At 69.2% G+C, this 24,642-nt stretch carries 20 protein-coding genes; 8 read left to right on the top strand and 12 right to left on the bottom strand.

The window, feature by feature from the left end; all coding sequences use genetic code 11:
• Positions 1–40 precede the first annotated feature (40 nt).
• A complete protein-coding gene (locus tag M6E97_RS10690) occupies positions 41–1,168 on the top strand; it encodes a glycerophosphodiester phosphodiesterase (RefSeq protein WP_003124592.1) in 1,128 nt (375 codons plus the stop codon).
• 65 nt (positions 1,169–1,233) lie between these two features.
• Here the strand turns inward: M6E97_RS10690 and zapE are convergent, their stop codons facing one another.
• The 12 genes from zapE to M6E97_RS10630 all read right to left on the bottom strand — a co-directional run bounded on the left by zapE (position 1,234) and on the right by M6E97_RS10630 (position 16,047).
• Positions 1,234–2,388: a cell division protein ZapE gene (zapE, locus tag M6E97_RS10685; RefSeq protein WP_003122701.1), complete on the bottom strand. Its 1,155-nt coding sequence runs from the start codon at positions 2,386–2,388 to the stop codon at positions 1,234–1,236.
• Between the two features lie 171 nt (positions 2,389–2,559).
• A complete protein-coding gene (locus tag M6E97_RS10680; RefSeq protein ID WP_003089463.1) occupies positions 2,560–3,690 on the bottom strand; it encodes a sigma-54 interaction domain-containing protein in 1,131 nt (376 codons plus the stop codon).
• On the bottom strand, positions 3,687–4,871 hold the full coding sequence (locus M6E97_RS10675; protein ID WP_003104714.1) for an acyl-CoA dehydrogenase family protein: 1,185 nt from the start codon (positions 4,869–4,871) through the stop codon (positions 3,687–3,689). The genes M6E97_RS10680 and M6E97_RS10675 overlap by 4 nt, the downstream gene beginning before the upstream one ends.
• Positions 4,872–4,900: 29 nt before the next feature.
• The gene (ssuD, locus tag M6E97_RS10670) at positions 4,901–6,046 is read right to left on the bottom strand and encodes an FMNH2-dependent alkanesulfonate monooxygenase (protein ID WP_003089466.1); all 1,146 of its coding nucleotides are present in this window, start codon (positions 6,044–6,046) and stop codon (positions 4,901–4,903) included.
• A gap of 9 nt (positions 6,047–6,055) precedes the next feature.
• Positions 6,056–6,616: an FMN reductase gene (gene msuE / locus M6E97_RS10665; protein ID WP_003089470.1), complete on the bottom strand. Its 561-nt coding sequence runs from the start codon at positions 6,614–6,616 to the stop codon at positions 6,056–6,058.
• Between the two features lie 159 nt (positions 6,617–6,775).
• Positions 6,776–7,042 carry a hypothetical protein gene (locus M6E97_RS10660; RefSeq protein ID WP_003089476.1) on the bottom strand — a complete coding sequence of 89 codons (267 nt, stop codon included), beginning with the start codon at positions 7,040–7,042 and terminating at the stop codon, positions 6,776–6,778.
• A gap of 257 nt (positions 7,043–7,299) precedes the next feature.
• Positions 7,300–8,385 (bottom strand): sigma-54 interaction domain-containing protein, encoded by a 1,086-nt coding sequence (locus M6E97_RS10655; protein ID WP_009876459.1) that lies wholly within the window; start codon positions 8,383–8,385, stop codon positions 7,300–7,302.
• Between the two features lie 109 nt (positions 8,386–8,494).
• Positions 8,495–9,595 carry a type VI secretion system protein TssA gene (gene tssA / locus M6E97_RS10650; protein ID WP_003111442.1) on the bottom strand — a complete coding sequence of 367 codons (1,101 nt, stop codon included), beginning with the start codon at positions 9,593–9,595 and terminating at the stop codon, positions 8,495–8,497.
• Positions 9,592–13,407 carry a type VI secretion system membrane subunit TssM gene (locus M6E97_RS10645; protein ID WP_034005078.1) on the bottom strand — a complete coding sequence of 1,272 codons (3,816 nt, stop codon included), beginning with the start codon at positions 13,405–13,407 and terminating at the stop codon, positions 9,592–9,594. Before M6E97_RS10645 ends, tssA begins: the two co-directional genes overlap by 4 nt.
• Positions 13,404–14,162, bottom strand: coding sequence for a DotU family type IV/VI secretion system protein (locus tag M6E97_RS10640; protein WP_003131567.1), 759 nt, complete (start codon positions 14,160–14,162; stop codon positions 13,404–13,406). The genes M6E97_RS10645 and M6E97_RS10640 overlap by 4 nt, the downstream gene beginning before the upstream one ends.
• 17 nt (positions 14,163–14,179) lie before the next feature.
• Positions 14,180–15,511 carry a type VI secretion system baseplate subunit TssK gene (gene tssK / locus M6E97_RS10635; RefSeq protein ID WP_034005079.1) on the bottom strand — a complete coding sequence of 444 codons (1,332 nt, stop codon included), beginning with the start codon at positions 15,509–15,511 and terminating at the stop codon, positions 14,180–14,182.
• Positions 15,512–15,570: 59 nt separating this feature from the next.
• Complete coding sequence (locus M6E97_RS10630; RefSeq protein ID WP_003104701.1) at positions 15,571–16,047, bottom strand: hypothetical protein; 477 nt, start codon at positions 16,045–16,047, stop codon at positions 15,571–15,573.
• 207 nt (positions 16,048–16,254) lie between these two features.
• Between M6E97_RS10630 and tssB the strand changes: the two genes are divergently transcribed.
• The 7 genes from tssB (at position 16,255) to tssH (ending at position 24,624) form a co-directional block, all read left to right on the top strand.
• Positions 16,255–16,800, top strand: coding sequence for a type VI secretion system contractile sheath small subunit (gene tssB, locus M6E97_RS10625; protein ID WP_003089493.1), 546 nt, complete (start codon positions 16,255–16,257; stop codon positions 16,798–16,800).
• Between the two features lie 22 nt (positions 16,801–16,822).
• On the top strand, positions 16,823–18,307 hold the full coding sequence (tssC, locus tag M6E97_RS10620) for a type VI secretion system contractile sheath large subunit (protein WP_003089494.1): 1,485 nt from the start codon (positions 16,823–16,825) through the stop codon (positions 18,305–18,307).
• Between the two features lie 73 nt (positions 18,308–18,380).
• Positions 18,381–18,878 (top strand): Hcp family type VI secretion system effector, encoded by a 498-nt coding sequence (locus tag M6E97_RS10615; RefSeq protein ID WP_003089495.1) that lies wholly within the window; start codon positions 18,381–18,383, stop codon positions 18,876–18,878.
• Between the two features lie 12 nt (positions 18,879–18,890).
• Positions 18,891–19,316, top strand: coding sequence for a type VI secretion system baseplate subunit TssE (tssE, locus tag M6E97_RS10610; protein ID WP_003089496.1), 426 nt, complete (start codon positions 18,891–18,893; stop codon positions 19,314–19,316).
• The gene (tssF, locus tag M6E97_RS10605) at positions 19,300–21,093 is read left to right on the top strand and encodes a type VI secretion system baseplate subunit TssF (protein WP_034005080.1); all 1,794 of its coding nucleotides are present in this window, start codon (positions 19,300–19,302) and stop codon (positions 21,091–21,093) included. The genes tssE and tssF overlap by 17 nt, the downstream gene beginning before the upstream one ends.
• A complete protein-coding gene (gene tssG, locus M6E97_RS10600; RefSeq protein WP_003114517.1) occupies positions 21,057–22,073 on the top strand; it encodes a type VI secretion system baseplate subunit TssG in 1,017 nt (338 codons plus the stop codon). Before tssF ends, tssG begins: the two co-directional genes overlap by 37 nt.
• 1 nt (position 22,074) lies before the next feature.
• On the top strand, positions 22,075–24,624 hold the full coding sequence (tssH, locus tag M6E97_RS10595) for a type VI secretion system ATPase TssH (RefSeq protein WP_033958552.1): 2,550 nt from the start codon (positions 22,075–22,077) through the stop codon (positions 24,622–24,624).
• The last annotated feature ends 18 nt before the right edge of the window (positions 24,625–24,642 follow it).

Here is a 24,642-nt window from a genome sequence, read left to right as displayed (position 1 = left end):
GTCGGCAATCCCGTGAAAAAGAAAGAAGGAAAGGCGCCTCATGCGGCAAAGATTCTGGCAAGGAACATTCAAGACCCTGGGCCTCCTCGGCCTGACGGCGGGGCTCGCCGCCCAGGCCGCGGAGCCGTCCGGCAAGGCCCTCAGCGCCGCCGCCGGCGTGCCCTGGCCGGCGGTCATCGCCCACCGCGGCGCCTCGTACGACGCCCCCGAGGAAACCGCCGCGGCCTACCTGCTGGCCCGCGACCTCGGCGCCGACTACCTGGAAGCCGACGTGCAGCGCAGCCGCGACGGCGTGCTGGTCGCCCTCCACGACGACACCCTGGAGCGCACCACCGACGTCGCCGAGGTCTTCCCGGGACGCGCCAAGGACCCGGTGAGCAGCTTCACTCTCGCCGAACTCAAGCGCCTGGACGCCGGCTCCTGGTTCAATCGCGCCTTCCCCGAGCGCGCCCGGCCCGGCTTCGTCGGCCTGCGCATCCTCACCCTCGACGAGATGCTCGACATCGCCGAGGGCGGCGCCAACAAGCCGGGCCTGTACCTGGAGACCAAGGTACCGGCGCAATTCCCCGGCATCGAAGACGACCTGCGCAAGCTGCTGGAACGCCGCGGCTGGCTGCAACCCCGCGAGCGCGCCGCCGCCGGGCATGTCGACGTGGCCCACGGCAATGGCCGGGTGATCCTGCAGACCTTCGAGAAGAGCAGCCTGGAACTGCTGCAAGAAAGCATGCCGCAAGTGCCGAAGATTCTCCTGCTGTGGCTCGGCGACGGTTACCTGGAAGCCCGTTCGCCAGTGACCTTCAAGGAATCCGGGGAAACCGACAAGGCGGCCTTCTACGCCAGGCAGGAAGTGAAGTCCGAAGCCGAGTTCGGCGCCTGGCTGGACTGGGCCAAGGCCCACGGCGCGCTGGGCACCGGGCCCTCGGCGACCCTCAGCGAACGCGGCGAACAGAGCTACGCCGACCTGGTGAAACCCTGGATGAACCGCATGACCCACGCGCGCGGGTTGTTCATCCATGCCTACTCGGTGGACTCGGCGGAAGACTTCAAGGCCCTAGGCGCGGCCGGCGTCGACGGTTTCTTCACCAACCGCACCTCGGAACTGCTGAAGTTCCAGGGCCGCCCGGCGGCGCAAGACATGGACGCGCTGCTGCGCCGGCACGGCTACTGAGCCTCGGCCTGGCCGGCGGATGAGCGCGGGCGGCCATCCGCAGTTCCCGCTTCGGCGGCGCGGCGCTAGCCGGCGCTGTCGCTGCCGAAGCGCGCCAACTGCATCTCGCGCAGCCGGCTGAGGGTGCGACGGAAGGCGAAGGCCAGGTAGCCCTCGGTATAAAGTGCCTCCAACGGTACCCTGGCCTCCAGGTAGAGCGGCACCTTGCGGTCGTAGCATTCGTCCACCAGGGCGATGAAACGCCGCACGCCGTCGTCGTGCACCGACAACTGCGGCAATTCGCGATCCCCCGCCTCCACCAGTTGCGCGCCGTCCTCGGTGCCACGGGCTATGCGGCCTTCGCGCTGGCTGGCGCTCAGGCACGGCAGGTCGTCCATCAGGATCGCCCGGTAGCGGTCGCAAAGGCCGATGAAGTCCAGCGCCGACAGCGGCGCCTCGCAGAGCTGCGCATAGCTGCACCAGAGCACCGACTCGCTGTGCCGGTGCACCGCCAGCGGGCGGTGCCCCAGTTCGATGGGCTGCGTGGATGCCGCTTCGCCGGCACTCAGGCGCGCGAAGAGTTCGGCGAAACCGCTCGCCTGCCCCGCCTCCACCACCCAGTAGCGTTGCTCGGCCCGGCCGGGATGCAGGCGGTGGTCCTGGCCGCCATCCACCGCGACCACCGCCATGTGCCGCTGGATCGCCTCGATCGCCGGGAGGAAGCGTTCGCGGTTGAAGCCGTCGGCGTACAACTGCTCCGGCGGCTGGTTGGAAGTGGCGACCAGCACCACGCCCTCCTCGAACATGATGCGCAGCAGGCTGCCGAGCAGGATGGCGTCGCCGATATCGCTGACGAACAGCTCGTCGAAGCACAGCACCCGCACGTCCCGCGCCAACTCGCGGGCCAGGGCGCGCAACGGGTCGGCTGTACCGGTCAGTTCGAACTGGCGCTGGTGCACCCATTGCATGAAGTGGTGGAAGTGCTGGCGCCGCGCGGGCACGCGCAGGCACTGGTAGAAGTGATCCATCAGCCAGGTCTTGCCGCGTCCTACCGGTCCCCACAGGTAGACGCCCTGGATCGCGCCGTGGCGGTGCGGCTCGTGCAGGGCCTGGAAACAACGCTCCAGCGCCTCGGCGGCGCGCCGCTGCGCCTCGTCGGGAGCGAAACCGCGCTGTTCCACGGCCTGACGATAGGCGGCGAGCGGCGACATGGCCGGCAGATCGGGAGAGGTATCGGGCATCGGGCGGTTCCACCTGGCGCAGAGCGCGGAGCCAGACGCTCCGCAAAGCGCCGAGTCTACTGCGCCCGGCTGGGTTTGGGCGAATGCCGCAGCGCCGGCACGGCGGATAGTCGCGGGAGGTTGGCCGAATAACCGCTTGCGCTTATCCGCCGCGATCCCGAGCGCCTGAACTCAGATCGACAACCGCACCGCCCGCTCGCCATCGATCCGCTGGCCACCGCGCTTGTTCACCACCAGTTCGCCGATGGCGATCAGCCGCGTGCGCGTGACGTTGCGGCTGAGTCCCAGCAGGTTGGCGGTATGCACCTGGTTGCCATGGCAGAAACGGTACGCCGCGCGCAGCAGGGCATCTTCGACCCGCCCATGGAGGTTCTCGCCCTGCTCTTCGAACAGCCGCTGGAAAGCCTGCTGCAACAAGTGCTCGGCGGCGCCGCTCGCCGGGACCCCGCGCGCCAGCTCCTCGCCACGCTCCAGGCGCAGGTTGGACAGGTGCAGGTCATCCGCGCGGATCAGCCCGTCGCGGCAGATCAGCAAGGTATGGTGGATGACGTTCTCCAGCTCGCGGATGTTCCCCGGCCAGGAATAGGCGCGCAACTTCTGCGCCGCCTCCGGGCTCAACTGGCTCTGGCCGTAGCCCAGGCGACGGCTGTACTCGGCGATGAAGTGGCGGGTCAGCGGCAGGATGTCGCCGGGTCGCTCGCGCAACGGCGACAGCTCCAGGCTGACGACATTGAGCCGGTAGTACAGGTCCTCGCGGAAGTGCCCGGCGTTGATCGCCCGCTCCAGTTGCACGTTGGTCGCCGCCAGCACGCGCACGTCGATGGGGATGCTCTTGCGCGAACCCAGGCGCACCACCTCGCGCTCCTGCAACACGCGCAGCAGCTTGACCTGGATCGGCATCGGCAGGTCGCCGATCTCGTCGAGGAACAGGGTACCGCCGTTGGCTTCCTCGAACCAGCCGGCCTTGGCCGCCAGGGCGCCCGTAAAGGCGCCCTTCTCGTGGCCGAACAGCTCGGCTTCCACCAGCGACTCGGAGAAAGCCCCGCAGTTGACCGCCACGAACGGGCCGTTGCGCCGCGCGCTGAGGTTGTGGATATGCCGCGCCACCAGTTCCTTGCCGGTACCGGTCTCGCCGATCACCAGCACGCTGGCCTCGCTCGGCGCCACCTGGCGCAGGTGTTCGAGCAGGGCCTGGGACTTCGGGTCCTCGAAGACCTGGGCGGTGGCGCGGATCGAGGTCGCCAGGTTCGGCGAACGTGGCAGCGTCAGCAGCCGGTCGGGAGTATGGGTAGAAGCGTTCATGAGTAGAAGGTCGGTTGCGGCGGTGACTGGTTCAGCGCCCAGTCGCCCAGCTCGCGGATCTTGTAGTCCAGCGGGTCGTGCAGGGTCTGGGTGCGCAGGTTGCGCCAGTAGCGGTCCAGGCGCAGGGCGGCGTGAGTGGAGCGGGCGCCGGTGACTTCGAACATGCGGTTGCACAGGTCGAGGCCGTTGCGCGTCGCGGCGACCTTGGCGGCGGCGATGGCCAGGGCCAACTGGCCGCGCTCGCTGGCGTCCAGCGCCGGGCCCTTGGACCAGGCGGCGTCAAGGCGTTGCGCGGCGCGCTCGACCAGCGCCCGGGTGCTTTCCAGGCCGACCCAGAATTCGCCGTAGCGCGCCAGCACATAGGGGTCGGCATTGGCCTCGGCGACCTCGGAGCGGAACCACGGTCGCGCTTCGCGCAGGGTGTACTGGCGAGCCTCCTCGAAGGCGCCTTCGGCGATGCCGAGGAACACCTCGGTGAAGATCAACTGGGCGATCAGCGGCCGCAGGCAGGCGAACGGCGTGCTCAGCGGCCCGGGATCGAGCAGCAACTCGCTCTCCTCCACCCGCACCCGCTCGAAGATCGCGCTGCCGCTGTCGGTCTGCCGCTGGCCCATGTTGTCCCAATCCTGGCCCAGGCTGATACCGCTGCGCGCGGTGGGGATGGCGGCGATCAGCAGCGCCCCGCCCTCGCCGTCCAGCGCCGAGGCGATGAGCATCTCCGAATCGCGGGCGCCGGAGCAGAAGCTCTTCTTCCCGGAAAACTCGCGCCAGCCGTCGAAGCGCCGGGCCACGGTACGGTTGTCCAGCGGGTTCAGCGCGTTGCCCCAGAACCAGCGGTTGCGCGCGGTCAGCTCGAACCATGGCTGCCATTGCTCGGGCCGCGAGAACAGGCGCACGGTGGCCAGCATCAGGTGCTGGAAGCCGTAGACGTGGGCGATCGAGCTGTCGACCCGGGCCAGTTCGCGCACGGTTTGCAGGGTTTCGCTCCAGCTCGCCCCCAGGCCGCCGTATTCGCGCGGAATGATCAGCGACAACAGGCCGCTGCGGCGCAACGCGTCGCGCTCGGCCTTCGGGGTGCCGCCGGCGACGTCGCGCTCGGCGGCGTTCTCGGCGAAATCGGCGGCCAGGCGCCGGGCAATCTGCAACGGCGTTTGCGCCTCGGGGCGGGTCTTCGCATTCACAGGGCGTTTCTCCTCGGGGGCCCGGCTGCTCAAGCGCCGGCGCGAACCGGCAGCACGTCGTTGGCGATCATTTCGCCGAACGGCCCGGTCAGGTTGGTCAGCCCACGGCCGGCCAGGCTGGCGTAGGGTTCGGGCAGCAGCGGGAAGACCAGTTCGGCGAAGCGGTAGGCCTCTTCCAGGTGCGGATAGCCGGAGAAGATGAAGCTGTCGATGCCAAGCTCGGCGTACTCCCCGATCCGCTCCGCCACCTGCCGCGGATCGCCGACCAGCGCGGTGCCGGCGCCGCCGCGCACCAGGCCGACCCCGGCCCAGAGGTTCGGCTGGATCTCCAGGCGATCGCGGCGGCCGCCGTGCAGCGCGGCCATGCGTCGCTGGCCTTCGGAGTCGAAACGGGCGAAGGACTGCTGCGCGGCGGCGATGGTCTCGTCGGAGATGTGCTCGATCAGCCTGTCCGCGGCGCGCCAGGCCTCTTCGGCGGTTTCGCGGACGATCACATGCAGGCGGATGCCGAACTTCACCGTACGCCCATGGCGAGCCGCTCGCTGGCGCACGTCGGCGATCTTCGCCGCCACCGCCGGCAACGGCTCGCCCCAGGTCAGGTAGACGTCCACCTGTTCGCCGGCCAGTTCGTGGGCGGCCTCCGAGGAACCGCCGAAGTACAGCGGCGGATACGGCCGTTGCAGCGGCGGATAGAGCGCCTTGGCGTTCTCCACGTGGATGTGCTTGCCGTGGAAGTCCACCGCCTCGCCCTGCAGGACGCGCCGCCAGACCCGAAGGAACTCGTCGGTGACCTCGTAGCGCTCGGCGTGGCCGAGGTGGATGCCGTCGCCGCGGTTCTCGTCGGGATCGCCGCCGGTGACCACGTTGATCAGCAGGCGCCCGCCGGACAGGCGGTCGAGGGTCGCCGCCATCCGCGCCGAGACGGTCGGCGAAACGATTCCCGGACGGATCGCCACCAGGAAGCGCAGGCGCTCGGTCAGCGGCGCCAGCGCCGAGGCCACCACCCAGGAGTCCTCGCAGGAGCGTCCGGTGGGGATCAGCACGCCGTGGTAGCCGAGGCTATCGGCCGCCTGTGCCACCTGTTTCAGGTAAGGCAGCGAGACCGGCCGCGCGCCCTGGCTGGTGCCGAGGAAGTGGCCATCGCCGTGGGTCGGGAGGAACCAGAACACGTTCATCGGCGCACCTCAGGCGATCTTCAACAGTTCGGAGCGTCCGCCGAACAGCGGCGCGGCGCGCTCGGCGGCGAGGCGGATGCGCGCCTTCAGCGGCTCGCTGACGATCCGGTAGTTGTCGAAGTCGGCCTCGCTGGCGTAGACCCCGATGGGCAGGGTGATCGCCTGGAAGAAGCTGAACAGCGGGCGCAACTGGTGGTCGAGGACCAGCGCGTGGCGCTCGGTGCCGCCAGTGGCGGCGAGCAGCACCGGGGTGTCGATCAAGGCGTTGAGGTCGATCAGGTCGAACAGGTGCTTGAGCAGGCCCGGATAGGAGCCACGGTAGACCGGCGAGGCGACCAGCAGCAGGTCGGCGCTTTCGATCTCGTCGAGCACCGCCTGCAGTTCCGCCGGCGCCTGGTTGCGCGCCAGGGTAGCGCCCAGCGGCGCGGCGATGTCGGTCAGCTCGATGACCCGGCTGTCGATCGGCAGCGACTGGCCAAGCTCGGCGATCAGGGCCTGGGTGAGTACCAGGGTGCGGGACGGGCGATAGGTGCCGCCGGAGACGGCGACGACTTTGAAGGGGCTGGTCATGGGATTTCCCTGTGGACTGTTGCGCTAGGTGCAGTGCCCTGGAGCAAGGGCCGTACCAACGGGGAAATGTGCGTTTTCCGGGCAGTTGCGGCGGGTTTCCGGCCTCGGCCTGTCAGCCACGCAACAGCGCTGCTGTCCGACTGTTGCCCGGGCAACAGTTCAGTTCAGCTTGTAGGCCTGGAGCAGGAATATCTGGAATGCCCGCGCCGAATACTGGTCGCCCGGCGGCAGGACGAACGGCGGCAGGCGCCCCTTGCGGCGCTTGACGTCGGCCCAGCGCTGGCCATTGCGCGAATGGAACTGGCAGAACGGCTGGTCGCCCAGGTAGAACACCCCCGGCCGCGGCTCGCGGATGCGCGGCCAGCGGCGCAGGCAATCCAGCAGCGGGCCGAGGTCGGCGAGTTGTTCCGGCGAACAGTACGGCATGCAGCGATCCTCTTCGCCGGGTCGGGAAACCAAGGTTGCTGTGACTGGAGGACCGGGCGGACTCGGCGCGGCCGGGAAAGCGGCTACCGGGAGCGAGCGACACAGGCGAGCGGAGCGAGCGACACAGGCGAGCGGAGCGAGGCATGGCGACGTCCCTGGTCCGGCCAACGAGATTCACCGCTCCGTTGTAGAACAGCCGCCGTCCGGGTTCTTGCCGGTTTTGTGGGGGAATTGTGAAAGACTGTAAAGCACCACGCTCACTTGCCCACCAGCGAGACCACGTTGTGTCGTGGCGAGGTTTCCAGCTCGCCGATCTTCTCCAGGCGGGCGCGCACGATGTTGCGGCTGATCCCCAGCAGGCGTCCGGTCTGCAACTGGTTGCCGTGGCAGAAGCGATAGGCGGCGCGGAACACGGTTTCCTCGATGTGCTCGTAGAGATCCTCGCGGTTTTCCTCGAACAGTGCCTGCAGCGCCGCTTCCAGCGCCGAGCCGGCGGCGCTCTCGGGGGCGCGGCGCAAGCCGCTCGGCTCCTGGCGCGCACGCATGTCGATGAGGTGCAGGTCGGCCGGCTGGATCAGGCGGTTGCGGCAGACCAGCAGCGCGTGGTGGATGGCGTTCTCCAGCTCGCGGATATTGCCCGCCCAGGAATGCCCGAGCAGCTTGCGCTCGGCTTCCGGGCTCAGGCTCGCGCTGGTGTAGCCGAGGCGCCGGCAGTGCTCGACGATGAAGTACTCGGCCAGCGGCAGGATATCGCCGCGGCGCTCGCGCAACGGCGGCAGTTGGATGGTCGCCACGTGCAGGCGGTAGAACAGGTCCTCGCGGAAGTGCCCGGCGACCACCGCGTCGGCCAGGTCGACGTTGGTCGCCGCCACCAGCCGCACGTCGATGGGGATCGGCCGGCGCGAACCGAGCCGCACCACCTCGCGCTCCTGCAGCACGCGCAGCAGCTTGACCTGGATGCTCGGCGGCAGGTCGCCGATCTCGTCGAGGAACAAGGTGCCGCCGTTGGCCGCCTCGAACCAGCCGGCCTTGCTCTGCAACGCACCGGTAAAGGCGCCCTTCTCGTGGCCGAACAGCTCGCTCTCCACCAGGCTCTCGGCGAAGGCACCGCAGTTGACCGCGACGAACGGGCCGCCGCAGCGTCCGCTGAGGGCATGGATGTGGCGCGCCACCAGCTCCTTGCCGGTGCCGGTCTCGCCGATGACCAGCGCGTTGGCCTCGCTGGGCGCCAGGCGCTCGATGCGCTCCAGCAGCTCGCGGGAACGGGGGTCGTTGAACACCAGCACGGTGGCGCGCACCGATTTGGTCAGCTCGCGGGCGTGGGGATGGGTGATGACGGACATGCTGGGTTCCGAGCCGGGGAATGTGCGCCCATCTTGCCCCAGGAACCCATAGATTAAAAAATTCTGAATTCGTATTTATATATTCGAATAAAAGATATAGCCCCGCATCCTAGGGCAGCACGCCAAGCAGCGACCAGACCCGGCGCGCCTCCGAGTCCGCATTGATCAGCTCCGCCAGCAGCTCGCTCAGCGGCTTGTTGCCCCATTCCACCGCGCGCTTGATCAGGTAGGGAACCGGGCTGTGCGGCTCGGTGCGCGCCAGGTAGTCGGCGATCAGCAGCAGTTGCCGATAGGCGTCCTCGCGACTGGTCGGCGCGCCAGCCGGTCCGCTCGGCGCGCTCGCCGGGACGCTTTCCTCGCCGTCCGCGTCGCCTTCGGCGGCATCCGCCTCCGCGACCGGTGGCTGTTCTTCGGGCAGCGGCGCTTGCGGGTGCATGGCGATGAACTCCTTGAGCAAGGCCAGCCATTGCGCGATGACCTCGCGCAGCGGCTGGCAACTGGGGGCGAGTTCGCCCAGGCAGCGGTCGCACCACTGTTCCAGGCGTTGCAGTTGCTGCTGGCAGGCGAGCAGGCTGGCCTGCTTGCGCTGCCATTGCACCAGGGGCTCCGCGCGCAACGCTTCGTCGAGCTTCTTCTGCTGAAGTTGCGCCGCTTCCAGCGCCGCCTTGGCGCTCTTGCTGTCGCCGCTGGCGACCTGCTGGCGCTGCAACCTCTGCCAGGCATAGAGGGTGATCTCGGCGAACGCGCCCTGCCCCATCAGCGGCAGGCGCGTGTGCAGCAGCTCGGCATAGCGGCGCAACAGCCAGTCGATGGGCGGCACCCGCCACGACTGGTCGCCGTCCTGGGCTTGCGGATGCACCTCCTCGGGGTAGCGCTCGCAGAGTTCCGCCAGCAGCACCAGCGCGCGCTGCAATCCGCCCAGCCCGCCGCGTTGCAGCCAGGCCTCGCCGAGCCAGGCGGCGAGCATCAGGTCCTTGCTGCGCCGCTGCAACAGTTCGCTGGCCAACTGCTCCACCGCGGCCCAGTCGGCGCGCTTGGCTTCCGCCTGCCAGACGCCGGTCGGCAGGCTGCTGTCGTCCTCCCGGCGCAACTCGCGCAGGCGGTCGTAGTCCGGGTCGTAGCGCAGGCTGGGGCCGCACGGCTGTCTGGGGTCGATCGGTTCGAGCAGCACTTCCAGGGACAGGGCGTTGCCGGAAAGAGGCAGGGTCATGGGGTACCTCCGGTGCTGGCGACGGTGGCCGGCAACAGCGTCGCGAACGGCGATTGCGGCGCGCGCACCGGCAGCGGCTGGATGGACAGCGGGGTCTTGCCGCCCAGGCTCATCAACGACAGGCGGAGGAACATCCGCGCCTCGTTTTCCGGGCTGTAGGGCGCATACACCGGCAGTTGCAGGACCAGCGGAAACTCCGTGTAGTCGACGTTCGGCGGGCGCTGCCGGGAGAAGTGCGCGCGCATCATGCGTAGCAGCGCCCAGGAGCCCTGGTAGCTCCAGCCGGCCTCGAGGTCGGCCACCGCCAGGCTGGCCTGGCGCGGGTCGTCTGCCGGACGCTGCGAACCGTTCTTCGCCCAGCGCAGCATGATCTTCAGCGGATCGCCGACGTTCCAGGTCAGGCCCTTGTCCTGCGCGCCGGGGAACCGGCTTTCCTGGTCGCCCGAGTACAGGCTCCAGGCGATCACCTGGTCGGCGCCGCGTTCCAGGCTGCGGTCGCTGCGCCAGTCGATGTCCAGGGCGACGCCGAGCAGGCCCGACTTGTCGCGCTCGAACAGCGGGCCGAGCCAGCCCTGCGCCTGTTCCAGGCGGCGGACGAAGTCCTCGGCGGCCGGCAGGTCCGGCGAGCGAACCTGGGCCAGCCCTTCGCGCACCTGCGGCAAGCGCGTCTCCATCAGCTTCAGCAGGTGCCGCACCCGCCCCGGCTCGGCATCGGCCGCTTCCAGGCTGTAGGCGAAGGGGAAGCGTCCGGCGAGGTACTGGTTGAAGTAGTCGGCGAGGTCCTTCCAGGCCTGCGCCGCCTGCTGCTGTTGCAACGACTGGCAGCGCCCGAGCGCGCCCTGGCGCAGGTCCACCAGGCGCGTCGCCAGGTCGCTGCGGCTGGACGGCAGGAGCACGCCGTTGAGAATGTCGGCGCAACTGCCGATGTCCATCTGGTTGAAATCGTTGCCCACCAGCTTCGCCAGCTGCGCCGCGGTGCTCGCCGGGTTGTCGGCCTTGAATTTCTGCAGTTCGGCGTTGAGCGCGCTGAAGCGCACGAACGCGTTGTAGTCGGCGGTGGCCAGGCTGGACTGCTGCGCCTGCAGCCACTCCAGCGCCGGGGCGTGGCGCTCGGCGACCGCCGCCATGGCATTGAACTGGCTGGTCAGGCTCTGCTTCAGCTCGGCGCTGTCCTGGGCGCGGAACGCCTGCAGGCCGAAATTCGGCGCGCCCGACCAACGGCTGAAATCGACCGGCTCGCGCAGCACCGCCTGCTCGTCGATGTCGCGCAGGGCCTGGCCGATATCGGCCACGGCCAGCGCGTTGAGGCTGGCCAGCAGGCGCGCGCCGGCCTGCATGTCCTGCAACTCCAGCAGCGCCGCCTGCAATGCCTGGACCTGCTTGACCTGCACGTCGAAGCGCGAGGCATTGCGGCTGGTCAGGCTGCGACTGCGCGGCCCGAGGCTTTGCCACATGGCCTCGGTCGTCGCGCTGGCGGCGGCGTGCAGGACCGAGTAGCGATAGCGCGGGTTGAGCGACGGCAGGGTGCTCTCGTAGTAGCCGCTGAAGTCGTTGAAGAAGCTCAACGCCTGGGTCACGCCGATGTCGTCGATGCTCAGCAGGGAGTGCTCCGCCAGCGTCTTGCCGGCCAGGGCCACGGAGACGAAGTCCTTGGTCTTCAGGTCATCGATGGCGCGTTTCAGGCCGAGCAGGTCATCGGCCAGCTTGAGGGTCGCCCCCTGCTTCACCAGCAGGCCGTCGCCGGCAGCCTCCGGAGGTGCGATCCATTCGCTGCGGAACTGCTGCTGCAACTGCACCGTGAGGTTCTGCAGTTCCTCCACGCGGTCTCCCAGCAGGCTGCTTTGCTGGGCGCTCTTGAGCAGGTTCTGGTAGCCAGGGACGAGATCCTGGCCGACGCCATTGCCCCAGATCAGGTTGATGCGGTTGACCTGCTGCTGCAGGTGGTTGATCAATTCGCCGACCCCCAGCAACTGGGCCGCCGTGGCATCTCGTTCCTGGCCGAGCTGCGCGAGTTCCTGGGTCAGGGCATTGCCGGTGCGTTCCAGGCTGTCGGTGAGAAAGTAGGCGTTCAGCCAGCGTGCCATCAGGTCATGGAAGTTATCCGCCGCCGTGGCGCCGACCCGGCCCAGGTCGAGGGCGGCGAGATCGGCCGGACGCTCGGCGAACAGCGTGCGGTTGTAGTAGGCCAGGCGCGCCAGGCTGCCGCCGTTGTAGCTGCTGCCCAGGGCGTCGTTGCTCAGTTGCAGGAGATCGTCGAGCGGCGTCTTGCGGTTGTCGATGGCCTGGGCGAACAGGCGATTGTGGCGCTCCAGGGTAGTGGCGCGGGCAACCAGGTCCTTCGCCGCCAGGTAGTCCTTCCACTGGCTGGGGTCGTCGCCCTCCTTCAGGCCGGGCTGGCCGTCGCTGCGGATCGCCCGCAGGTCGCTCGCCTCGCCTTCCAGCAGGCTGCGCAGCGGGCGCACCAGCAGGCGCTCGGAAACGCGGCGATACGCGCTGTCGATACGTGCGTCCAGAGAGGAAAACCAGGAACTGGGGAATGCCAGCGAGGTGAAGCGCCAGCGCGGCGCCTGTGCCACCAGTTGCCACCAGGCCTGGACGTTCTGCCGGACCTGGGCGGCGCGCCGGGTGTCGTCGTCGAGCGGCTGGTAGCGCTCGCTGGCGCCATGCAGCAGTTGCGACAGTTCGCCGGCGTCGCGCAGCGCGTCACGCCAGACCCAGGTCATCAGGCCGCCCCAGAGCAGGCACAGGCACAGCGCAGCGAGGCCGATACCGCGCTGCCAGCGCTGGCGCAGCTGGAGGATGCGCGGCACCGCCTGGGCCAGGCCTTCCTCGGCAAGGATCCGCCGTGCCCACAGTTGGCTGGCGAAGCTGCTGCACCGACGCGGCGCGTCGACCGCCGGCAGGGCTTCGTCGCTTGCCGCCCCCGCCGCCTCGCTGCCGCTCAGGTAGAGACCGCGAAAGCGCGGCGCCTCGCCCCTGGCGTTGCCCTGGAAGACCGGTTCGAGCAGCGCCTGCAACGAACCGCGGAGGCTTTCCAGGCGTGGCGGCAGGCAATACAGGTCGTTGTTCACCTGGCCGCGCAAGGTACCGAGTTCGACGATCGACTCGGTCAGGGTGGCGGTGATTTCCTCCAGCGCCTGCTCGCACCAGCGCGACTGCCAGGCCGCTTCGGCGGCGAACGGCGAGGACCAGCCGAGGGCGCGCTCGCGCGCCTCCTCGGGCAGCGCCGCGAGAAGTTCCTGGAAACCCGGCAGGTCTTCCAGGCCAGTGATCACCACGTAAACCGGCAGGCTCAGGCCAAGGCGCTGGGTCAGTTCCACGTAGCGACGACGGGCGGCGAGGCCGAGGTTGGCCGCCTGCTCGCCATCCTGCAGCCGCGCCAGCGGAATGTTCCAGACCACTCCGTCCAGCGCGCGCCTGCCGCGCAGGCGCAGGAACAGACGCAACAGGCGCAGCCAGGCGCCGCTTTGCCGGCGCAGGCCCTCGTCGGGCAGGAACACCGACTCGGGCACCAGCAGGATCGCCCCCTCGCCGTCCGACCACCAGCGCCCGAACCAGGCCGGGCGCGCCACCGGCAGCAGGCGCCAGGTGGCGCACAACTGCTCGCCCTCGGTCTCGTTGCCGAGCATCAGCAACCACGGCGCTTCGTAGCGGCCCTGCCAGCCCTGCTCGCGCTCCATCTGCCGGACCGCCGCGTAGAAGCTGCGGATCTCCGTACCACCGCGGGTTCGCCACCACCAGCCCAGCGCCCCCAGCAGCAGCACCACCAGCACCAGGAGGAGAACCAGCATGAACAGCGTCGCGCCGCTCATGGCGCCTGCTCCGCATCGGCCAGGTGGGTCACCGCCGCCATTTCATGCTGGATGTCGCGCCAGAACAGGTGCCCGATGCCGCTCATCAGCAGCACCAGGCCGAGCACCGCCAGGCCCAGGCGGAAACCGTCCGGCAGCGCCGCGCGCACCGGCAGGCGCCGTGGCGGCGCGGCGGCGGGCTGCTCCAGGCGGCGGCCGAGGTCGGCGGCGTCCGCCTCGCGCTGCCAGGCGAAGGCGAACAGCGCCTGCCGCCACTTCTCGTGCAGCGCCTCGCCGCGCGGCCCGCGCAGGCGACCGCGGAAGCCGAGGATCAGGCATTGCAGGTAGACGTTGGCCAGGTCGCGACTGGCCGGGGCGCGTTCGTCGAGCAGGCGCTTGATCGCCAGCGGCAGGTATTCGCCCGCCTGGCGACTGCCGTAGAGATGCGACTCCAGCGGTTTTTCCTGCCAGGCGCCCTGCCCCGGCCAGGCGCTGAAGACCAGAGTCTCGTCGACCAGGGCGACGAAGGCATAGACCATCGCCTTGACCTGCACGCCCGCCGCGTCGCCGACGCTGGCGAAGGCGCTGCGCCACAGACGCCGGGTGATGCGGGTGGACAGTTCGAGGGCGCGCTCGACCATCCGTGGCACATCCTGGGCGTCGCGGTCGAGGGCGCCCCAGGCCTCCAGCCATTCCTGCCAGGCCTGGCGGAATGCCGTGCTGAGCGGCTGCTCCTGGTACGCCTGGGAAAAAGGCCCTGCACTCCCTTCGGGCATTGGCGGCTCCTTCCTGTCTAGGTGTTGTCGCTGACGTCGGCGACGAACAGCACGATCTGCCAGGGACTGCTGGCGACCCCGCTGACCGGCGCGACGATGCGCAGCGGCTGGCCGGCATCGAACCAGTCGCCGGCGCCCTGCACGACGAACAAACGGGTGTCGTCGCCGACGCTGTAGGCCACCTGTTCCTGGCGATTCATCGGCTGCCGCGCCAGCCCGCTCATGCGCTGCCGGGCGAGCAACGGCAGGTGCGGGTCGGAGGCGACGATGGCGCGCTCCAGCCAGTCAGCCGCCGCTTGTTCGCCGGCGCCGGCGGGCATCCGCAGGCCGACCACCAGGCGCTGGCGCGGCGCCGGATCGGGCAGGCGCACGGAAAACACCTGTTCCTCCTGCTCGAACGGCAGGCAGCGGTAGCCCGCGCGGATCGACTCGATGGCGCGCTCCAGCCAGTCCAGCAGCGGCTCGTAGCCACGCCGCAGGTCGAGGAAGTCGAGCGCTTCGAAGGCCGGCACGCCGGCCAGCGGATCGAGCGCCGCCCAGGCCCCGGCCAGGCCCAGCAGGCTGCCGTGCAGGGCCAGCGGCGAGGCCGCGCGGCTTGCCAGCAGGCCTTCCACCTCCGGCAGGCGGGTCCAGAGCGCGGCGAGCTGGCGACGGACTTCCACGGCGTCGTCCTGGTTACCCGCCTGCTGCGCCAGGCGCAGGCGCCCGCCGAGGAACAGCGCCTTCTCCCGGGCCCACGCGCAGAGCGACTGCACGCGCCTGCCCAGGGGCGACTCCGGCAGCACCAATGGCGTCGGCGGGACGTAGGGCAGGCTGACATAGGCGCCGCCCTCCTTCGCCACGCGCAGCAACGGCAGGCACACGGAGTCGGCCTTGCCGTCGTCGCCGACCAGCCGCAGCGACGCTCGCCAGACGGTGATCGGCTCGGGGTGCTCGCCGCTGGCCAGGTCCGGCAGCGGCGCGCCGACCCGCGATTGCAGACGGCCCTTCAGCGGCAGCAACTGACCCGCCCGCCACAGCGGACTGACCGCCAGGTGGACGTTCAGCAGCGGCCCTTCGGCGGCCGCCAGCGCAGTCTCCAGGTCGAACTCCAGCGGTGCGTCGACACCAGCCTGCACGCTCACCGGCAGGCCGTCGGGCAGGATCGCTTCGAGGTGCAGGACCCGCACCTGGCCGGCGCACAACGCCGAGGGGTCCAGTTCCAGGGCGGTCACGCCCCAGAACCAAGGGTTGCAGGCCTGTCCGGTGCGCGCCGCCAGCGCCTCGGCACGCAATCCCTGCAACTGGAAATGCTGGGGAAGCAGTTGCATCCCTTCGTGCCAGCACACCGCGTCAGGCAGAACACTCATACGACTCCCCTTCGACGTCCTACGTTGTCGTGCACGACGGTCGCTCGTCTGCCCCTCCGCTAACGCGTGGCGGGATCGTTGACCAGTCGCATTTCCCGGGTATCCAGACGCAGCCAGACGCGCTGCTGCTGGTCGAGGCGCAAGCGGTGCGCGCCGGGTGTGTTATAGCCGGCGAAGACCAAAAGTCCAGTTGCGCGGTCGCCGCGCAAGGGGAAGGACTCCGACTCGATGAACTGCCCTGGGACCAGCTCCAGGCTCCATACCGCGAACTGCTGCCGGTAGTCGCGGCGGTACTGCTCGCGATTGGCGAACCACTGGCTGGCCGGCAGTCCGGCCAGTTCCTTGAACAGCTCCGCATCCTTCACCGCGACGAAGTCCACGGCGATCGGCGAGTCGTCGTTGGCGCGCGCGGCGACATCCAGGGTCAGCCGCTGCAACTCGACCCGCGGCGCGAAGAAATACGAGCAGCCGGCCAGCGCCAGGATCGCCAGCGCCAGGGAGAATTTCCGACATATGGTGAAACATCCGTGCTTCATGGGAGTCCAACGAAAATTTTATTTTGCAAATCCATAGACCTGTTCTAGCGTCTTTTGTAGTTCGTCGCCAGTGACGGACCAGAGGGATCGCCAAGGACAGGTTCTGCGCCGTTTTCCCTGTCATGCCTGTGATCCAGCAAGGGACTGCGATGATCAGGGCATCCCCCGATGCATTGCGCCCCCACCATTGCATCGGAGTCAGCCGCCATGGCCGAGAGTACGCAGCACAAGCTGGACCGGGTGCGCCCGCCGCGCGTGCAGATCACCTACGACGTCGAGATCGGCAACGCCATCGAGAAGAAGGAACTGCCCCTGGTGGTCGGCATCCTCGCCGACCTCTCCGGCAAGCCGGATACCCCGCCGGCGAAGCTGGTCGAACGGCGTTTCGTCGACATCGACCGCGACAACTTCAACGAGATCCTCTCCTCCATCTCTCCCCGCGCCACCCTGCAGGTCGACAACACCATCAGCGGCGACGACAGCAAGCTGAACGTCGAGCTGCGCTTCAACCACATAGAGGACTTCGACCCGGTCAACCTGGTGAAGCAGGTGGTCCCGTTGCGTCGCCTGTTCGAGGCGCGCCAGCGCCTGCGCGACCTGCTGACCAAGCTCGACGGCAACGACGACCTCGACCAGTTGCTGCAGGACGTGGTGGCCAACACCGAAGGCCTGCAGGAAATCAAAGCGGCCCGCCCGGAAGCCGAAGCGGCCCCGGCCGGCGACAGCGAACCCCCGGCCGACCAGCCGGCCTGACCCTCTTCCCGGAGAAGCCGCCATGCCCAAGTCATCCGCCGCCGAACAATCCGGCGAGAGTTCGACCCAGACCCTGTCCCTGCTCGACGAGATCATTGCCAAGGGCCGCATGGCCCACGACGACAGCCAGCAGGACTACGCCCGCGACATGCTCGCGGAATTCGCCACCCAGGTCCTCGACGAGGGCATGGCCGTCGACAAGGACACCGTGGCGATGATCAACGACCGCATCAGCCAGATCGATGCGCTGATCAGCGACCAGCTCAACCAGATCATCCACCACCCCGAGTTGCAGAAGCTGGAAGCCTCCTGGCGTGGCCTGCACCAACTGGTGAGCAACACCGAGACCAGCGCGCGGCTCAAGCTGCGCCTGCTGAACGTCGGCAAGAACGAACTGCAGAACGATCTGGAGAAGGCGGTCGAGTTCGACCAGAGCGCACTGTTCAAGAAGATCTACGAAGAGGAATACGGCACCTTCGGTGGACACCCCTTCAGCCTGCTGATCGGTGACTTCACCTTCGGTCGCCATCCGCAGGACATCGGCCTGCTGGAGAAGCTGTCGAACGTCGCCGCGGCTGCCCACGCGCCGTTCATCGCCGCCGCCAGCCCACGCCTGTTCGACATGAACAGCTTCACCGAACTGGCCGTGCCGCGCGACCTGACCAAGATCTTCGAGAGCCTGGAGCTGATCAAGTGGCGCGCCTTCCGCGAGAGCGAGGATTCGCGCTACGTGTCCCTGGTGCTGCCGAACTTCCTCCTGCGCCTGCCCTACGGCCCGGAGACGCGACCGGTGGAAGGCATGAACTATGTCGAGGACGTCAACGGCACCGACCACTCCAAGTACCTCTGGGGCAACGCCGCCTGGGTCCTGGCGCAGCGCATCACCGAGGCCTTCGCCAAGTACGGCTGGTGCGCGGCGATCCGCGGCGCGGAAGGCGGCGGCGCGGTCGAGGGCCTGCCGGCGCACACGTTCCGCACCAGCTCCGGCGACCTGTCGCTGAAGTGCCCGACCGAGGTGGCGATCACCGACCGCCGCGAGAAGGAACTCAACGATCTCGGCTTCATTTCCCTGTGCCACAAGAAGAACAGCGACGTGGCGGTGTTCTTCGGCGGCCAGACCACCAACAAGGCCAGGCTCTACAACACCAACGAGGCCAACGCCAACGCGCGCCTGTCGGCGATGCTGCCGTACGTGCTGGCGGCATCGCGCTTCGCCCACTACCTGAAGGTGATCATGCGCGACAAGGTCGGCAGCTTCATGACCCGCGACAACGTGCAGACCTACCTGAACAACTGGATCGCCGACTACGTGCTGATCAACGACAACGCACCGCAGGAAATCAAGGCGCAGTACCCGCTGCGCGAGGCGCGGGTGGATGTCAGCGAGGTGGCCGGCAAGCCGGGGGCCTACCGCGCCACGGTGTTCCTCCGGCCGCACTTCCAGCTCGAGGAACTCAGCGCGTCGATCCGCCTGGTCGCCAACCTGCCGCCGCCGGTAGCGGCGTGAGTCCGCCCCCGCCGGCAGCGCCGGCGGGGCGCCCTTCCCGTTCCAGACAGCCCCTCTCCAGGAGTCAGATGCGATGGATGCGATCATTCTCGATTTCGGCAGCGACATCAAAGGCGACAGCCTGCTCGTCGGCTACGAAAACAAGATCGAAATCATGTCCTACAGCCACAACGTGGCGATGCAGGTCACCAACGACGTCAGCAACTCGGAGCGCACCTCCGGCAAACCCCACGTCGGCGAATTCACCCTCACCAAGTTCATCGACACCTCGACCCCGACCCTCAACGAATACTGCTGCGCCGGCAAGCCGATCGCCGAGGCGACCATCACCATCGGCCGCAACGCCGCCGAGGGCAACGGGCAGATCATGCCCTTCATCGTCTACACCCTGAACAACGTGGTGCTCTCCAACGTCAGCGTCAGCGGCGGCGCCGGCGGCAAGCCGGTGGAGACCCTGTCGCTGAACTTCACCAAGATCAAGTGGGAGCTGACCGCGCAGAAGGACGACGGCACCAAGGAAGGCACGGCCGCCTCGACCTGGGACCTGGCCGCCAACCAGCTGGTCAAGTGACCGGGCGCCGACATGTCCGGAGCCCTGCCGCCGCTGTTCGAGCGCCTCAGCGCCGAGGCCGACGAACGTCCCGCGTTCGACGACCGGGCGCTGGCCGAGTCGGTCCGCGGCGAGCTGCTGCGCCTGCTCAACACACGGCGCCCGGCGCATGCGCGCAGCGGCATCCTCGCCTACGGGCTCGCCGACTGGACCGCCGTGCAACGCCTGCGCGCCGAGGACCGGCGCCAGCTGGCGCGCGAGGTGCGGGCGGCGGTCGAGCATTTCGAGCCGCGCCTGCAACTGGCCGAGGTCGAGGTCGAACCTGACCCGGGCAATCCGCAGCGCCTGCGTATCCAGCTCGGTGGCCGCCTGCGCAGCGGGTCGCGCCTGATGCCTGCGCTATTCGTCATCGAACAGGGCAACGATGGCCTCGAGGTGCGCCATGAGCGATTCGATTGATGCCGACCTGCTCGACTACTACCAGCGCGAGCTGACCTGGCTGCGGCATGCCGGCGGCGCCTTCGCCGAGCGCTATCCGAAGGTCGCCCGGCGCCTGCAACTGGCCCCCGGCGAATGCCCCGACCCGCACGTCGAGCGTCTGCTGGAAGGCTTCTCGCTGCTCACCGCGCGCCTGCAACGGCGCCTCGACGACGACTACGCAGAGTTCAGCGACGCCCTCCTCGAACAGCTCTACCCCCTGGCGCTGCGCCCGCTGCCGTCCTGCGCGATCGTCCAGTTCGAACCGGACCCGACCCAGGGCAACCTCGCCGAGGGCTACCGGCTGCCGCGCGACACCGCGCTGTTCGTCACCACCCGTGGCGGCGACAGCGTGCATTTCCGCAGCAGCGCCGAGGCGACTTTGTGGCCGCTGGCGATCGACGAGGCGACCCTGCTCGGCGGCGAGGAGGCGCAAGCCCTGACCGGAGTCGGCGCCGCCCGCTCGGCGTTGCGCCTGAGCCTGCGCTGCCTGGGCGAGTACCGCTGGGACGAACTGTCGATCGAGCGCCTGCGCATCCACCTGGCGGCTTCGCCGATGGGCTGCGCGATCCTCTACGACCTGCTCGCCGCGCATGCCGTGCAGGTCATGGCGGGGGCGCCCGGCACGCCGCCGGCGGCGCTCCGCGGACTGCCGGAGATCGTCGGCTTCGCCGCCGACGAGGCGCTGCTGCCGGAGGAAGACGGCGGACATCCGGGCCTGCGCCTGCTCGCCGAGTACTTCGCCTTCCCCGACAAGTTCCACTTCTTCGACCTGCCGCTGTCCGGCGCGCTCGCCGACGGACAGACGCTCTACCTGTACCTGGTCTTCGATCGCGCACCGACGGCACGCCTGCATTTGCAGGCGGAAGACTTCCAGCTCGGCTGCGCGCCGGCGATCAACCTCTTTCCGCGGACCTCGGAGCCGCTGCGCCCGGACGGCACCCGCAGCGAGTACCGCCTGGTCGCCGACAGTCACCGCGAGAACAGCGTGGAAATCCATAGCATCCGCGCCGTGCGCTCGGTTGCCGGGAGCACCGTGCAGCCAGTCCCGGCCTACTATGGCTGCCGCCACGACAGCCAACTAGGCACGCTCTACTGGCACGCCCGGCGCATCGCCGGGCTGACCCCGAACCGGCTGGGCAGCGACCTGCTGCTGAGCCTGGTGGATACCGGCTTCGACCCGTTGCGCGAGGCCCCGGCCTTCAGCCTGACCGCCGAGCTGCTATGCACCAATCGCTATCTGGCCGAGCGCCTGGGTGCCGGCACCGCGCTGGGCTTCGAACGGCCCGGGCCGGTCGCCGCCGCACGCCTGCGCAACGCGCCCAGCGCGCAGAGCCAGCCGCGCCTGGACGGCCAGTCGCGCTGGAGACTGGTCTCGCAGCTGACCCTCAACCACCTGTCGCTGGTGGAAGGCCCGCGCGCCCTCGAAGCCCTGCGGGAAATCCTCGCCCTGCACAACCTGCGCGACGACGCCAGCGCCCGCCGGCAGATAGAAGGCCTGCGGCAACTCGACTGCCAGCGGGTGGTGGCGCACGTCGGCGAGGATGCCTGGCGCGGCTGGCGCAATGGCCTGGAGATCCGCCTGCGACTCGATCCGCAACACTTCGTCGGCGCCAGCGGCGTGCTGTTCTCCGCCGTGCTGGCGCAGTTCTTCTCGCTGTATGCCACCGCCAACCGCTTCGTGCGCACGGTCCTGGTGGAAGCCGACAAGGAGGTGAAGACATGGCAACCCCAGGCCGGCTCGCCGCTCTCCCTCTGAGTCAGCGGCTGCGCCGCACGCCGCAGCGCTTCGAACTGTTGCAGGCGCTGCTGCTGCTCGAACGCGAGCGTCCCCAGGCGTTGCCGCTGGGCACCGGCAACGCGCCGCGGGCGGAGGCCCTGCGCCTGCGCGGGCCGCTGCTGCCGCTGTTCGCCTCGAGCGAGGTGGAAAGCCTGCTCGACGACCCGCAGCAACCGGTGCTGTCCACCCCGGTGTTCGGCCTCGGCGGCCCCGACGGCCCGTTGCCCTATGCCTACCAGGAATGGCTGCAACAGCGTGCCCGGCAGAAGGACCATGCCCCCGCCGAGTTCCTCGACCTGTTCCAGCACCGCCTGCTCAGCCTGCTCTACCGGGTACTGCGCAAGCATCGCGTGGCGCTCGGTTTCGCGGTGCCGGCGGCGACCCCGGTGCAGGCGCAGCTACGCGCCCTCAGCGGCCTGTTGCCGAAAGCCCTGCAAGAGCGCCTGGCGCTGCCGGACAGCGCGGTGCTGGCACGCACCGCGCTGTTCGCCGGCGGGCGTCGCTCCCTGGCCGGCTTCGCCGGCCTGGTGCGCCAGCACTTCGGCGTGGAGGCACGGCTGGACGCCTACCAGGGCGCCTGGAAGGAAATCCCCGCGGCCAGCCGCAGCCGGCTGCAACGCGGCGGACGCAACCTGCGCCTGGGTCGCGACGCCATAGCCGGCACGCGCACCTGGGACGAGCACGCCGGCATCGCCCTCAGTCTCGGTCCGCTGGATGCCCGCGAAGCCGCCCGCTTCTTCCCCGACGGCGACGCCCATGGCCAGTTGGCCAGCCTCGCCGCGCTGTACTTCGGCCCCGACCTGGATTGTCGCCTGAGCCTGCTGGTGAGCGGCGGCGCGCCGCTGCGCCTGGAGCGCGGTGCACCGCCCAGGCTGAGCTGGAACACCGGCCTGCGGCGCGTCGAAGACGGCCAGCGGCAGCGCATCGATCTCGACCTGCGGCAGCCGGAGGTAGCCTGAAATGGAACTCGCCGCCCTGATCGGCCGCCTCAACCCGGACTGTCGCCGCGCCCTGGAGCGCGCCGCGCAACGCTGCCTGCAACGCACCCATCATTACGTAGAGATCGAGCACCTGCTGCTGGAGCTGCTGGACATCGACGGCGGCGACTTCGCCTGCCTGCTGCCGCGCTTCGGCCTGGAGCGCGACGCCCTGGTCGCCGAGATCAACCTGTCGCTGGAGCTGTTCAAGGCCGGCAATACCCGCACTCCGGCGCTGTCCGCGCACACCATCGGCCTGCTCGAGGACGCCGTGGTCCACGCCAGCGTGCTCGGCCAGGCGCAGATCCGTTCCGGCCTGCTGCTGCTCGCCCTGCTCGACCGCGAGGAGCGCCGCGCCCTGCTGCTGAACAGCGCGTCGTCGCTACTGCGGATTCCCCACGAGGCCTTGCAGGCCAACCTGCTGGAGTGGATCCAGACCTCCCGCGAACAGCCGGCCGCGCCGAACCGCCCGGCGGCAGGCGGCGACAAGCCGGAAAGCGCCCCGGACCCGCTGCTCGACCAGTACACCCAGGACCTCACCGCCGAGGCCCGCGCCGGGCGCATCGACCCCATAGTCGGGCGCGACGGGGAGATCCGCCAGTGCGTCGACATCCTCCTGCGCCGGCGGCAGAACAACCCGATCCTGGTCGGCGCGCCGGGCGTCGGCAAGACCGCGGTGGTCGAGGGCCTGGCCCTGCGCATCGCCGCCGGCGAGGTGCCGCCGTCGTTGCAAGAGGTGATCCTGCGGGTGCTCGATCTCGGCCTGTTGCAGGCCGGCGCCAGCATGAAGGGCGAGTTCGAGCAGCGCCTCAAGGGGGTGATCGACGCCGTGCGCAACAGCACGCAGCCGATCATCCTGTTCATCGACGAGGCGCACACGCTGATCGGCGCCGGCGGCGCGGAAGGCGGCAGCGACGCCGCCAACCTGCTCAAGCCGGCCCTGGCGCGCGGCGAGTTGCGCACCCTGGCGGCCACCACCTGGCTGGAATACAAGAAATACTTCGAGAAGGACCCGGCGCTGACCCGGCGCTTCCAGTTGGTCCAGGTCGAGGAGCCGGACGAGGCCACCGCCGTGGAGATGCTGCGCGGCGTCGCCGGCAAGCTGGAACTGCATCACGGCGTGCAGATCATGGACGCGGCCATCGTCGATGCGGTGAAGCTGTCGCACCGCTACATCTCCGGCCGCCAGTTGCCGGACAAGGCGATCAGCGTGCTCGACACCGCCTGCGCGCGGGTCGCCCTCGGCCAGCACGACGTGCCGCCGCCGCTGGAAAGCCTGCGCCACCGCGAGCAGGCGCTGGAAGAGGAATTGCAGCGGCTGCGCCGGGAACAGGCCACCGGCCTCGACCACAGCGCGCGTATCACCGCCCTGGAAAGCGAGTCGGGCGATAACCGCCGGACCATCCGCGAGCTGGAGACCCGCTGGGACGAGGAACGCGAAGCGGTGCGCGAACTGCTCGACACCCGCCGCGAATTGCTGGCCCTCAGCGAAAGCGCCGACGCGGCCAAACCCGACGAGGAACTGGACGGTCGCATCGACCACCTGGCCGCCGAACTGGCGCGCCTGGCGGCCGGCCTCGAAGCCATCCGCCAGGACGACCCGCTGGTTCCCGAGCAGGTGGACTCGCGTACCGTGGCCGCGGTGATCGCCGGCTGGACCGGCATCCCGGTGGGCAAGATGCTCGCCGACGAAGCCCACGCCATCCGTTCCCTGGCGCAACGAATGGGCCAGCGGGTGATGGGCCAGGAGGCCGCCCTGGGCGCCATCGCCCAGCGCATCCAGGCCTATCGCGCCGGACTCAGCGACCCGGCCAAGCCGGTCGGCGTATTCCTCCTGCCCGGCCCCACCGGCGTGGGCAAGACCGAGACCGCCTACGCCCTGGCCGACGCCCTCTACGGCGGCGAACGCAACCTGATCAGCATCAACCTCTCCGAGTACCAGGAGGCCCACACCGTCAGCCAGCTCAAGGGCGCCCCGCCCGGCTACGTCGGCTACGGCAGCGGCGGCGTGCTCACCGAAGCGGTGCGCCGCAAGCCCTATTCGGTGGTGCTGCTGGACGAGATCGAGAAAGCCCATCCGGACGTGCTGGAAGCCTTCTACAACGTGTTCGACAAGGGTGTGATGGAAGACGGCACCGGCCTGGTGGTGGACTTCAGGAACACCGTGATCCTCGCCACCAGCAACGTCGGCGCCGAACTGCTGCTGGACAGCCCGGCCGAACAGGTCGCCACCCCGGCCTTCGACGAGCGCCTGCGCAAAGTCCTGCTGCAAACCTTCCGCCCGGCGTTCCTCGCGCGCATGACCGTGGTGCCTTACCGACCGCTGGAGGAAGCCACCCTGGAAGGCATCGTCGTGGCCAAGCTGGAAAAACTGCGGGAACGCTACAAGGCCGCTACCGGCAAACAGTTCGACTTCGACCCGGCCATCGTCAAGGCCGTGCTCGCCAAGTGCAGCGCGGCGGGCGCGCGGGATATCGAGAACGTGCTGATGGCGCAGGTGACGGGGAAGTTGGCGGAGTGGGTGTTGGAGTAGGACCCTATTTGAGGAGTC

This window comes from Pseudomonas sp. B111 (genome assembly GCF_026428275.1).
GTDB classification, from domain to species: Bacteria; Pseudomonadota; Gammaproteobacteria; order Pseudomonadales; family Pseudomonadaceae; genus Pseudomonas; species Pseudomonas aeruginosa.
The sequence above is the reverse complement of the archived record's forward strand: the minus strand, read 5'-3'. Positions and strand labels throughout refer to the sequence as shown.